Raw genomic sequence first — 13,846 nt, forward strand, 5'->3', positions numbered from 1 at the left:
TTTATAATTAAGTTACTTATTTACCTAAACTTATTAGGGTTTTTAAATTTATATACGGCACTAGTTCCTTTTATTCCACTTGGTAATGTATAGAACAGTTTTATTTTATAATCTCCATATCTCATAAATAGATAATTCTTATCTAAGAATTTCAATACTGAACTTCCGTCGTTTATAATTCCGTCACTATAGTCATTTACTATTTGTGATTCTATATCTATCCAATCTTGTTTGTATACATACCCTAAATTATACCTGAAAGGAAATGTCGTTTCTAACATGTTTTTATTTACCTCATATTCTGCATTGTTTACATAGGTATTTAATAATGGAAGTGCGTATTTTGGAGGTGCTCCTAATTCGTTTTCATCACGTCTTTTTACTCGGTAACCTCCTAATGGATATTTTGCATATAATGGCGGATTTATATCTTTTTCAAAATAATCATCTTGTAAAGTTGCTTCTATAGTTACTAAAGGAACATTATTTGTGTAACTTGTTCCTAACAGCTCAATAACATCAAACGGCTCATGATTCTCAATTCTATTCGTTAAATAAATAACATCTGAATAAAGTTTTCCCCAGTTATATTCCTTTGTATTTATTGAATTTATTTTATCTCTAAATGTTTTATATTTTGAAGTACTAAAATCGTAAGCTAATCTTTCTATCTCTCCGTCCTTTGAAATATTTTCTGCTTTACTTTGTCTAACTTCTACTTCAGTACTTTCTACATTGTTATTATAAGAGCTTTCATTTTCAGAAGTATTATTTTCTTTTGACGAAATATTGGTACTAGATACATTACCTTTTAGCTCACTTACAATACTTAAATGATATTTAGATGATTGTACTACATTAGGTAAGTCATATGTAAGTACATTATCTGATGTATTGTAATTAAAATCATATTTTACTGGTAACTCTCCTTCTTTTTCATATGCTATATGACTCTTCCATTGCGTATCATCAAATAAGTAATCTTGTCCTCTTTTTAACTGGATATACCCTTTATCATATTCTTTTTCTAAAAAATACTTTTGATCCAAAACAGGGTATGTATAGGTAATATTATGTAATGGAATTACTGTTGGTGCTCCTCCTGTAACAAAAGTTCTTTCTTCTATTTCAATAGCTTTTTTACCATCAATCATTATTGTTTTAAAGATTCCTTTTACTTTTTCTTTAAAGCTTACTTCAACTTCAACTGTTAATTCTTCATTAGGTGGTAAAATATCTGTAGAAATAAAATTGGCTCTATCTTTATAATTAGACCATTCTATTACACCTGGTATTTCTTTACCTTTATGTAGTACTCTATATTTTTCAAGAATGATTTTATACGTTTTATCTCCTTCATCTTCTGGTATTATAATAGGTTCACCTACCTTCATACTAAAAGTAGCCTGAGGTATAGCAAACACATCAACGTCTTTACCGCCATCATCAGGTGTAACATCTGTTATTATTTTCAGTCCTCCAAGTGGTGACGCGTTTTCAAACACACATTCTTCTCCTAATGTTAATTTGAATCTAAACCTTCCCTTCACTAAACCTCCTAGTACACTGAAATGCCCACCAACATACCCTCTCATCCATACTGGATTTGGAGCTTTTGCTTGTAACAATACAGCTGCCCCTGCTTTTATAATGGGGATTTTTTTACTTATAAAAAATAATTTAACATGAATACCTAATTCACCTTGTAAATACACATAAGCTTGTCCATTCGCATACCACCCATTAATTCCAACCTGATCACCTGTATTAGAACATCGAGCCTCTTTATAATCTTTTAACATAATATCAAAACCTGCTCCTGCTTGAAAACGAGCATAAAAGATTAAAAAGCGTAAATCTCCTGTATCTATCGATATATCTGCTCCAAAAGCAAAACCTCCCCCATTACTTAAACTATTTTCATCTCGCATGTAATCAAGTTCTTTAGCGTCAACTCCTAAAATTTCAGCAACTATAGGTGGAGGTGGCGGAGAACCTGGTAATTTAGATCCTACCATAAAATACCCTCCTGACTCTACACTTACAGGACCAACACCTATACGTAATCCTAAACGATCTTCTGGTGTACCTACATATATATACCAATCTTCTGGTGAAAAGTGTAATACCGCCCAACCTGCTCTACCTCCTGTTCCTCTACCTTCAACAAAACCACCAGCTACATTTACATAAGCATCCAATTCACCGTGAAGTACGTCATTTTGAAAATCATAGGTAATACCTACTTTAGCACTAATAGACATTTTATCCGTTGGCATTTGTGGAAAATCACTTGATGCTTTATTTAAAAGGTTTCTACCCGTCCATGAATTATCTATATTCTCTTCAGTAACACCTAAAAACTTTTTTCGTACAACTGTGTTCTCTTTAAGTTTCCCCATTAGTTCTGAAATACTATTCATCCCTGGAATTTCAACATTCATAAAAGTTCCCTGCCCGTAAAATCCTAAAAAGTCTAGTCCTCCTGTATTATTAAAGGCTATCTCAAATCCAGCTCGTCCCTCAAAAACGTCCTCTTTAATTGCATTAAACATTACCATAGCTTTTAAGCCTAAACCTAATTTAGCATCTGGCGTATACCCTATTCCTGTAGGAGAAAAACTTGATGAAAAATCGGTTCGCTTCATTCTATATGATGCTCCACCTGCAAAACCACTCAAATTAAACACTCCAGTCCCTATTGAGAGTCCTTCTACCATTGCTTCAAACTGCCAATACCTAAAGGTTGTTTTACCAAAAACTCCTTTGGCAGAAGCTTTTAAACCTAGACTTTTAAAATCTGCTGTTAGTTTTGCTGAAAACCCATCTCCATACTCTGGATCATCATTCATTAATGTTAAGTTTCCTTCTATAGAGAAACCTCCTAAGTCAGCTTTTAAGGCTATGGCATTAAGCTCAATTTCCTTAAACCTCCATTTTTGCCTGTAGTTTTCTTCCTCATAAACTCCTATAATACCTAAGCTAGTTTTTGCTGCAAAGCCATTATTTTCCCCCATTAGGTTAATCCCTAGGTCAAAATATAAATTAGCATTCGTTTTATTTGCTGTAATCCCTATATTTTCTATAGAAACTGGAAATCCTGCTAAAGTTACCTTATCTCGGTATCCCATATAATCAACTGAAAAAACTGGGCTTTCAGTCTGCAATACTAAGTTTTGAAAAACTATTCCTTTAAACTCAACTAATTTCTTTTTACCTGAACTATCAGCTAACGAATCTCCTTCTTTCTCTAAACTTTTTACTTGATTAGCACTAATAGCTAAACGACCATGAAGTATTGCTTTTGGCTTAAACTCTCCATCTTGTATTTTTAATTCTATAGCACTATTGGGTAATAATTCTCCTTTAGCTTTCCATATATTAAAATCAATAATAGAGTCGTTACGTACATTCAACAAGTATTCTTCTTCTGAAATAATTCCTGTATATTTCAACCCAAGTATTTTATTTTTTCCTTTTGATTTTGAAACAGGTAATCGAATACGGCCATCAAAAGATGCCCCTACTAATTTATTTGCAGCTAATGACACTTCTATTTTATCTAAAGAATATGCCCAAGCTTTTTCTTTATTTGTTCTTCCTTTATTTAAGGGAAAAATGTTTTCTGCATAAAAAGAGCCAGAAACTCCATGACCATCAATTAATAAATTATGTGCTCCAAAAGCTATTCTCTTATCTCCTTGTGATATAGTTTCTGAAGTTTTAAACTCTTTAGGTAGTTTTACATCTAAAGTGTTTACATAAACTCCTCTCCAAATATTTTGATTTGGTAGTAATAATCCGTTTTTATAATAATGTTCGGGAAATTTAACGTTAGGAGAGTTTCGTAAATCACTAAAATCTAAGACAGCTTCATTCAAATAAAATTGAAAATTTCCATCATAGTCTTTTTTATTTCTTTTTTTTGCTAACACAAACGGTTGTAAGCTTATCCCAACCAATAAGTCATTCCAATCTGAAGCAATCGCTTTAAAAGCCCCTTTTACACGATAAGGTACCTGAAGAGTTTGTGTTCCGTTTTCTGTTTCAATTTTATAAGGTACTTTTGTTTTTCCTTCATTTACCTCTCCATTTTCTTCTAAAGGTAATATCAATTCTCTTGAAAACTCAACCTCTCCTTCTATCCCCAGTTCTTTAACACCATCACAATTAATGGTTACATATGTTTTGTTTTGGGTAACACCAGTCCTATAATCAAAACCTCCTTTTAAAGTTAACATCCATTTACCTCCATTAAAAGGTATATGCATATCTCCTAACAATACTAAGTTAACATCTCCAACAATACCTCCATCGTGGGATAACTTTACATTATCAGCTCCAAAAAACAATTCTATAGGATAACCGTTTTCATTAGTTTGTGGTAAACGAACTCTAGCGAAAACCGTTAGTTCTGTATAATCTTTATATATGTTAGCTTTTGTTATTCCTATGGCATATTGAATATTCTCTCTAGTATGCTTAACACCAACCGGAAGTTCTTTTATATCTTCATTTGAAAAATTGTCTACCCAAGACTTATGTTTTTCAATTTGTTTAAATGATGCTAGAGCCTTATCCCTATCATTAGTTACAAGTGAAGAAGTTGGATACCATTTTTTTATATTAGTCCAAGAAAATTCTTTTGCTTTTTGCAAAGTCTCAATTTCATATGATTCTTCTTCTGAAGATTCTATAAAAGAGTTTATAGCTTTAACACTTAAGCTATCTTTTATTATTTCTTTAACAAAACTTTTGTTATTTACTGAAGCTGTGGTTAACTGAATAGCAAACAACCACAAAGTAAAGAATGTAGCACCCCCTCTTAACATAGATTTTTTTAATATAGTAGACTTTATCTTTTATTTCCCCTTAACAGCCCGCAAAGTAAACGAAAAATGTAATCACTACAAAAGTTTTATTCTTTTATAATCTTTTTTTTAAATAAAACTTATATCTCTCAACTTAAAATACTGTTAATTTTCATCAACATAATAAGTAAATATATAATTTGAATCATTATTAAAAAGCTACTTTATTAACCTTTAGATATAAAGTTAGGAATACTTAAAATTTATCTATTTTTTTAATTAACTTCTAGTAGGTTCTCCTTATTTTTTTGTCCTAAGCACAATACTATTTATTAAATGAATGAAAAGATCTTTTGAGTAATAAGTTTTACCCTGTCCTTATCTAGTCTTTTTTAGCGCAAAAAAAATTAAATCAACTATCTGATAATCCCTTTTTTAAATTTATAAACGTAGTATTTTCAAACTCCTGTTCAAGAAAATCAATCGCTCGTTGACTACGCATTCCAGATTTACAATAAACCACAAGGGGGGTGTCTGTTTGTATTTCTTGGTATCGTTGCTGTAATTCGCCTAGCGGGATGTGCTGTCCACCAATATGATGTTGTTCACGTTCCCAATCTTCACGAACATCTAACAAATTATAGATTGACAGATTGTTTTGCAATTCTTCTAAGGTTATTTCGTGAGTGGCTGTTTTAATTCCACAGAAAAACTCATAATCTTTTTCTAAGTCAGTAACCTCAGCTTTGTCAGTCTTTTCATACTTTAAGATCATTTGACGCATACTTAACGTATCATACATCAATAATTTATTGGCCAACACTTCTCCTATTCCACAAATAATTTTAATAGTTTCATTGGCTTGTAAACTTCCTATTATTCCTGGTAAAACACCTAGTACACCAATTTCTGAGCAATTCGGAGATTCTTCTGGTTTGGGAGGTGTTGGATACAAACATCGGTACGTAGCACTTCCTTGGTAGTTAAACACACTTACCTGTCCTTCAAACTTAAAAATAGCACCATATACCAATGGCTTTTGAGTGAGTACCGCTGCATCATTTGTTAGGTAGCGTGTCGCAAAATTATCGCTTCCATCAACAATTACATCGTACTGCTGAAATAAAGAAATTGCATTTTGATTGGTTAGTTTTTCTCTGTATACATTGAACTGAACAAACGGATTCAATTTTGATAAGCGACTTGCTGCTGTTGCTGCTTTAGATTTTCCTATATCATCTACCGTATATAAAATCTGACGTTGTAAATTACTTTGATCTACCACATCATCGTCTATAATTCCAATTGTACCCACACCTGCTGCTGCTAAATATTGCAGTACAGGACATCCCAATCCACCAGCTCCAATTACTAAGACCTTTGCTTGTTTTAGTTTGAGTTGTCCCTTCTCTCCTATTTTATCGAGTATAAGGTGACGGTTGTATTGTTTTTGTTCTTCCTTACTTAAGCTCATAATTGTATTAGATTCTGAAACAAGTTCAGAATAACGTTAATTTTGTTTACAAGATGAATTTACCTTAACAACTCATAAAATCTATATTCTTAATTCTAACAGCGTAGCGGTCTAATTTCTAAACTCCTCCCAATCTTTCCAAACTACTTCTAAGCCTTGACCTTTTAGCATCTCTACAATTTCTTCGGTACTTCGTTCATCTGAAATTTCAAACTGCTCTAACGATTGTGGTTCAACGCTATATCCCCCTGGATTTGTTTTCGATTCTGCACTGATAGAAGTAGCTCCTAAATTAACAATATTATTTCTAAAAACTTCACTTTCTCGAGTCGACATAGATAATTCCACATCCTCGTCTAACAATCGAAAAGCACATATTAATTGTACCAAATCAGCATCCGTCATTTCAACCTTGGGTTCTAAACCTCCTGAATGTGGTCTAAGTCTTGGAAAGGAAATTGAATACTTTGTTTTCCAATAGGTTTTTTGCAAATATTTTAAATGCAATGCTGTAAAAAAACTATCAGCACGCCAGTCTTCCAATCCAAATAAAGCTCCCAAACCAATTTTATGAATTCCTGCTTTTCCTAATCTGTCAGGAGTTTCTAAACGATATTCAAAATTAGATTTTTTCCCCTTTGGATGGTGCTTTTTGTATTCTTCTTGGTGATACGTTTCTTGATATACCAATACGGCATACAATCCGTTTTCAATCAACAACTCATATTCATCTTGATCTAAAGGTTGTACTTCAATAGTAATGTTTGAAAACTGAGAACGAATGAGTTTAATGGCTTTTTTTATATAATCAACACCAACCGTTTTATTGGCTTCCCCAGTAACTAACAAAATATGATCGTAGCCTTTTCCTTTTAAAAAAGCTACTTCTTTTAAAATCTCATCATCGGTTAGCGTTCGTCTAGGTATTTTGTTTGTAAAACTGAATCCACAATAGGTACATATATTTTGACATTCGTTACTTAAATACATAGGTGCATACATCTGAATCGTATTTCCAAATCGTTTTTTGGTAAGCATTCGACTCTTTTGTGCCATTTGCTCTAAAAAAGGCTTAGCTGCTGGTGATATCAACGCTTTAAAATCTTCTAAATCAATTTTATCTTTTGACAAAGCATGCTCAACATCAGTAGTCGTTTTATTAAAAATGCTTTGTAACGTATTATCCCAATTGTATTGATTGAATATTGTTTTAAAGCTATTAGTCTTTAGCTCTTGGCTATTGGTTGTCAGCTTTTGAGTATTACTCTTTGTTTTATTTAGTAACATAGTATCAATTTAAAAAAGCTACTGGCTAAAAGCCAAAAGCTCTAACCTAAAAAACTCGTTAACGGGCTACTAGCTTCGGCTTGTTGTCTTACTGGAGCTAACTTTGCTTCGTATGCCATTCTTCCTGCTTCTACAGCCATTTTAAAAGCTTTTGCCATGGCTACTGGGTTTTGTGACACAGCTATGGCGGTATTTACCAACACTGCATCTGCACCTAGTTCCATCGCATGTGCTGCGTGCGATGGAGAGCCTATTCCTGCATCTACTACTACTGGCACATTAGATTGCTCTATAATAATTTCTAAAAACTCTAAAGTTTTTAGTCCTTTGTTACTTCCAATAGGAGCTCCTAACGGCATCACACATTGAGTTCCTACTTCTTCTAATCGTTTACATAATACAGGATCAGCATGGATATAAGGCATCACTACAAAGCCTTTTTTCACCAATTCTTCTGCTGCTTTTAACGTCTCTATAGGATCTGGCAATAAGTACCTTGGATCTGGATGTATTTCTAATTTTACCCAATTTGTTTCTAACGCTTCTCTAGATAACTCAGCAGCAAAAACTGCTTCTTTTGCTGTTCTAACTCCTGATGTATTAGGTAATAAATTAATTCGAGAATGATTTAAATGAGTTAAAATATCATCCTCTTCATTCTGCACATCTACTCTTTTTAACGCCACCGTTATTAATTCACTTTCACTTTCTAATAAAGCATTTCTCATTAATTCTGATGAACTAAATTTTCCTGTTCCTGTGAATAATCGAGAGGTGAATATTTTATCTGCTATCGTTAATTTTGCATTCATTTTTACTATTTGTTATCACCTAATTTATACACTTGCTCGTTGGTACTCGGTGCGTTTAAAATTTTATGAAAAGCCGGTATCAAATTAAAATTTTGAGTAATGGCTCCTGAAACTGCAACACCATATACCCCGGTATTTATAATATCAGAAACATCTTCTAAGGTAATTCCACCAACAGCTATTATAGGGGTTTCGGTTTGCAATTTTTCAAGTAGTGCTTTATAACCTTTAATTCCCAAAACAGGACTCAAATTCTTTTTTGTTTCTGTAAATTGAAAAGGCCCTAAACCGATATAATCTACTTTTTTTTCTAATAGAATTTTACAATCCTCTAAAGTATTAGCTGTACCTCCAATAGAATACCATTTGCCTAAATACTCACGAGCTTTTAACGGACATATATCCTTTTTTCCTAAATGAACTCCATCTGCATTTACTTCTTTGGCTACTTTGTAATAGTCGTTTATAATTAACCTAGTCTGAAAATGACTTGTAATTTCTCTAGCTTTTTTTGCTGTTTCTAATAGCGTTTTTGGGTCAATATTTTTTAACCTAAGTTGTACCCATTCCGCTCCTGAAGCACAAGCTCTTTGAATATTTTCTAAATGTTCTTCAGGAGTTTTTCCTTGAGTTATATAGTGTAATTTACTTATCATTTTATTTGTAATTATGGGTTCCTAATAAGGAATCATTAGAATTCAAAAATTGTTCTGTATACCATTTTGCATTTTTACACGCATCTTCTAAGCTAATTTCTTTAGCTAAATTAGCTCCTAACGCAGAAGAAAGTACACAACCGCTTCCGTGTTTTTCAAAAACCGAATCTATAATAGGTGGAATATTAATTTTTACAATTTTACTATGGTATATTTCATCCCATCCTTTTTTTTCTTCTCTATGACCTCCTTTTAAATAGATATTGGTTCTTTCTGAGATAAACTCAATGGTTTCTTCGATTGTTTTTTCAGGAAATAAAGCTTTTATTTCATCATAATTTGGAGTTATAAAGTCACAATGCAGCAATACCTTTTCAAATATTTTTAAGTTTTCTTTGGAATGAAAATCAAATCCTGCACTCGCTTTTAATATTGGATCTAGCACAATTTTTATTGTAGGGTTACAACTTTTCAACACTTGAACAACCTCTAATAATACTTCCCAAGATTTAATAATCCCTATTTTGACTACAGCAATATCAAAACGTTCAAAAAGTATTGTTATTTGATTGATAATTGTTTCTCTATCAATCCAAGTACATTCCTTAAAATCAACATCATTTTGAACCGTAACCGCAGTACATACCGATAGTCCGTATAAACCGTGCGCCTCAAACGTTTTAATGTCTGAGGTGATTCCTGCTCCACTTGACGGGTCAAGACCTGCAATAGTCAGTATGTAAGGTTTTTGTTTCATGTTTTTTAGTATGCTTTTTTTTCTTTGATGAAAAGATTACTTCGTCGTACACTCCTCGTAATGATGTTTAATATTTTTAAAACTCTCTACTGGATTTTCTGCATTCCAAACACCTCCTAAAACACCGATTCCTTGAAAACCTAACTCAATTGTCTTTTTAATAGTATCTGTATTGATTCCTCCCATACCAACAATGGTTTTATCTATATGATTTACATCAAAACCTCTTCCTTCATATCCCTTCTTTGAAATGGATGAAAAAACTGGACTCAACAAGTGATAATCAAACTCAATATCGCAATTTGCTAATTCTTCTGGTTCGTGAAAAGAACTACTCATTGTTTTTCCTAACATATTCAACCCAATAAAATATTCACTTCCGTTTTCTAAAGCATCTCTTCTTTTTTGTTCTTGAAAGTGAATACCTTTTAAATTGAATTCATTAATCAATTCATGAAAATAATGCGTGATTATTCTATCATGGTGTTTTTTATCTATCTGATTCAAATAAGCTACATGCTCTTCGTAATTCTTATCAGGTTTTCTAAAATGATAATATTCCAATCCTTCTTCAAATAATTGATTCAGCATTTCAATTTCATTCGGAACATCTTTTTCTGGTGCGATTACAACAATCATGGTATTAGGGATTAGGATAAAGGAGTTAGAGTAAAAAACTCTAACTCCTGCTCACTTATTATAAATATACTTCTGAACCTTTGTCTTTAAATTCTTTAGATTTTTCCTCCATTCCTTTTGCAAAGACTTCATCTCCTTCTACTCTATTCTCTGCTGCAAAATCACGCACTTCTTGAGAAATTTTCATAGAACAGAATTTTGGTCCACACATAGAGCAAAAATGTGCAATTTTAGCCCCTTCAGCAGGTAAGGTTTCATCATGATACTCTCTTGCTAATTCTGGGTCTAATCCTAAATTAAATTGGTCTTCCCAACGAAATTCAAAACGTGCTTTACTTAAAGCGTCATCCCTGTGTTGTGCTCCTGGGTGTCCTTTTGCTAAATCGGCAGCATGTGCTGCTAATTTATACGTTACAACTCCAGTACGCACATCTTCTTTATTTGGTAAACCTAAATGTTCTTTAGGGGTTACATAACACAACATGGCACATCCAAACCACCCAATCATTGCTGCTCCAATTCCTGAAGTAATATGATCGTACCCTGGAGCGATGTCAGTTGTTAAAGGCCCTAAGGTATAAAAAGGAGCTTCATCACAAGCTTCTAATTGTTTATCCATATTCGCCTTAATCATGTGCATTGGCACGTGACCTGGTCCTTCAATAAAACATTGTACTTCATGTTTACGCGCTATTTTGGTTAACTCTCCCAAGGTTTCTAGTTCAGCAAACTGTGCCTCGTCATTTGCATCTGCAATTGAACCAGGACGTAAACCATCTCCCAATGAAAAAGCTACATCGTAAGCTTTCATAATTTCACAAATTTCTTCAAAATGCGTGTATAAAAAACTTTCTTTATGATGTGCTAAACACCACTTTGCCATAATAGACCCTCCTCTAGACACAATTCCAGTAATCCGTTTTGCCGTCATAGGCACATAACGTAAACGAACTCCTGCATGAATGGTAAAATAATCTACCCCTTGTTCAGCTTGCTCAATTAAAGTGTCTCTAAAAATTTCCCATGTTAAATCTTCAGCAACTCCGTTTACTTTTTCTAAGGCTTGGTAAATAGGTACGGTTCCTACGGGTACTGGTGAATTACGGATAATCCATTCACGGGTTTCATGAATATTTTTCCCTGTAGATAAATCCATTATATTATCTGCTCCCCAACGACATGCCCATACTGCTTTTTCAACCTCTTCTTCTATTGAAGACGTCGTTGCAGAATTACCAATATTAGCGTTGATTTTCACTAAGAAATTACGCCCTAAAATCATAGGTTCTGCTTCTGGGTGGTTTATGTTAGACGGAATTACTGCACGACCTCTAGCTACTTCTTCCCTTACAAACTCTGGAGTAATTTTTGCTGGAATACTCGCTCCAAAATCTTGTCCTGGATGTTGTTCTGACAAACGCGTCATTTCATCTATTCGCTGATTTTCACGAATAGCAATGTATTCCATTTCTGGAGTAATAATTCCTTTTTTAGCATAATGTAGCTGTGTTACATTATGTCCTTTTTTAGCCCTCTTTGGTTTACTTTTTAAATTGAATCGTAAATGGTCTAAGCTTTTATCATTTAATCGTTCGTTACAATATTCAGAAGTAAATTCTGCTAACTCCTCTACATCTCCTCTTTCTAAAATCCATTGTTCACGAATACGCTCTAATCCGTTATGAATATTGATTTCCTTATTAGGATCTGTATAAGGCCCTGATGTGTCATACACCGTTACTGGTTCATTAGGTATTCTTTTTTTTGTCATCGAATCCACCGTGTCACTCAATTCGATTTCACGCATCGCTACTTGTAATTGTGGATGCAATTTTCCTTGAACGTAGATTTTTTTTGAATTCGGAAATGGATGTCTTGTGATACCACTTTTTTTAGGTGCTGTGTCCTTTTTTTTCATTTTTTTAAGGCTATTAGTTTGTATACTGTTGTTTGTTAATTATTCAAATTATCCTCCTTGTGTAGATTTAATAATTAACACATTATCATTATCTCTAAGTTTATGTGAAGTCCAATTTTCTTTTTTTATTACGTTCTCGTTAACAGCAACAGCAATACCGTTCGTTTGAACCCGTAGCCCATTTATTAGTTCTTGTAACGTTAATGTATTTGAAAATTTTCTTAAAGATTCGTTTACTTTTATTGTCATTGTGTTAACATTTTTAAAGTAAACTATAGAAGAAGAAGTATAGCATGGTTATAATTAACCCCATATACTAGCATAAAGTACTATAACTTTTCCCTACGCTGGTGTTAACCAAATCAGGTTCAAAGGATGTTTCTCAAACTAGTGAACTAGCTACTCCTAAAGTTTACTGAAGCAAATATAACAGTTTATTTTTCTAAACTATACCTATAAAAACAAAAAAAGCGGGTCTTTAAAGACTCGCTTTTTTAAATGTTTTTTTATTTTTATAAACTCTTTACTTTTTTAGTTACTTCTTCAAGCACCTCAAAAGCAATTTCAGCCATTTTATTTCCTTTTAAATCCAGTAAAGGATTTACTTCTACAAACTCTACACAAGCCACTTTTTCGCTTGCCAATAATCCGTTTATAATATTTATGATTTCGTATTGATCAAACCCTTTAGGTACTGGAGTACCTGTTCCATAGGAAATCATATCGCAATCCATTGAATCTACATCAAACGATACATAAATCACATCACAGTTAGAAAGCTTCTCCAAAGCTTCAGTAACACATGCTTCTAATCCGCGGTAACGAACTTCAGCAACCATATAGTTTTTAATACCATACTTCTTCATTTGTTTGTCCTCTGGTTCTTCTGTGTCACGAACCCCAAAGAATACTATATCTTCTGGTAAAACTTTTTGCCCTGGAGTTCCTATATTTTTCATTCGCTCCCACAACTCTGATGTTTCTCTATCTACATCATTAATTTGACAATCTAGATTATCATCTGAAATAGCAGCTGACAAAGGCATTCCATGAATATTCCCGGATGGTGATGTATAAGGTGAATGTAAGTCTCCATGAGCATCAATCCAGACTACTCCAACTCTTTTGGTTGGGTTAGCTGCTTTTACTCCACTAATGGTTCCTAACGCTGAAGAATGGTCTCCTGACAATACAATTGGAAACTTTCCTTCTTGTAAATTTACTTTTACATGATTACTTAAACGCTTACATTGATTAAAAACACTATCAATTCGTTTAGCAAATGAATTATTTACTTTATTGTAAATAGATTCGTTTTCTGTAATTACATCTTCAAAATCATACGAATCAAAGTAGTTACTTTTTTGATTTATAGCTGCAATTTCAATTGCATCTACCCCCATATCAGAACCACGAGTTCCTGCCCCAATATCTGATCTATTCTTGATAATTTTAATTTCTTTCATCATCAGTTATTTTAAATAAAAAAAAT

Annotated in this window: 10 protein-coding genes and 1 riboswitch; all 10 genes read right to left on the reverse strand. The window is 33.0% G+C overall.

What is annotated here, in order from left to right:
* Positions 1–20 precede the first annotated feature (20 nt).
* Positions 21–4,832, reverse strand: coding sequence for a hypothetical protein (locus ACQYZ7_RS08535; RefSeq protein ID WP_430729350.1), 4,812 nt, complete (start codon positions 4,830–4,832; stop codon positions 21–23).
* 391 nt (positions 4,833–5,223) lie between these two features.
* A complete protein-coding gene (moeB, locus tag ACQYZ7_RS08540) occupies positions 5,224–6,285 on the reverse strand; it encodes a molybdopterin-synthase adenylyltransferase MoeB (RefSeq protein ID WP_430729351.1) in 1,062 nt (353 codons plus the stop codon).
* A gap of 111 nt (positions 6,286–6,396) precedes the next feature.
* Positions 6,397–7,572 (reverse strand): 2-iminoacetate synthase ThiH, encoded by a 1,176-nt coding sequence (thiH, locus tag ACQYZ7_RS08545; RefSeq protein ID WP_430729352.1) that lies wholly within the window; start codon positions 7,570–7,572, stop codon positions 6,397–6,399.
* Between the two features lie 41 nt (positions 7,573–7,613).
* Entirely contained in the window at positions 7,614–8,384 is a 771-nt protein-coding gene (locus ACQYZ7_RS08550) for a thiazole synthase (RefSeq protein ID WP_430729353.1), read from the reverse strand.
* A 5-nt stretch (positions 8,385–8,389) separates the two neighbouring features.
* The gene (gene thiE, locus ACQYZ7_RS08555; protein WP_430729354.1) at positions 8,390–9,040 is read right to left on the reverse strand and encodes a thiamine phosphate synthase; all 651 of its coding nucleotides are present in this window, start codon (positions 9,038–9,040) and stop codon (positions 8,390–8,392) included.
* 1 nt (position 9,041) lies between these two features.
* Positions 9,042–9,797: a hydroxymethylpyrimidine/phosphomethylpyrimidine kinase gene (locus tag ACQYZ7_RS08560; protein ID WP_430729355.1), complete on the reverse strand. Its 756-nt coding sequence runs from the start codon at positions 9,795–9,797 to the stop codon at positions 9,042–9,044.
* Between the two features lie 36 nt (positions 9,798–9,833).
* Positions 9,834–10,436, reverse strand: a complete 603-nt coding sequence (locus ACQYZ7_RS08565) for a thiamine phosphate synthase (RefSeq protein ID WP_430729356.1) — start codon at positions 10,434–10,436, stop codon at positions 9,834–9,836.
* 58 nt (positions 10,437–10,494) lie between these two features.
* The gene (gene thiC, locus ACQYZ7_RS08570; protein WP_430729357.1) at positions 10,495–12,354 is read right to left on the reverse strand and encodes a phosphomethylpyrimidine synthase ThiC; all 1,860 of its coding nucleotides are present in this window, start codon (positions 12,352–12,354) and stop codon (positions 10,495–10,497) included.
* 48 nt (positions 12,355–12,402) lie between these two features.
* A complete protein-coding gene (thiS, locus tag ACQYZ7_RS08575; protein WP_430729358.1) occupies positions 12,403–12,603 on the reverse strand; it encodes a sulfur carrier protein ThiS in 201 nt (66 codons plus the stop codon).
* Between the two features lie 73 nt (positions 12,604–12,676).
* Positions 12,677–12,771, reverse strand: a riboswitch (TPP riboswitch).
* 95 nt (positions 12,772–12,866) lie between these two features.
* The gene (locus ACQYZ7_RS08580; protein ID WP_430729359.1) at positions 12,867–13,820 is read right to left on the reverse strand and encodes an arginase; all 954 of its coding nucleotides are present in this window, start codon (positions 13,818–13,820) and stop codon (positions 12,867–12,869) included.
* Positions 13,821–13,846 lie beyond the last annotated feature (26 nt).

Origin of the sequence: Tenacibaculum sp. SDUM215027 (genome assembly GCF_050566205.1) — a bacterium.
In the GTDB taxonomy this organism is placed as follows: domain Bacteria; phylum Bacteroidota; class Bacteroidia; order Flavobacteriales; family Flavobacteriaceae; genus Polaribacter.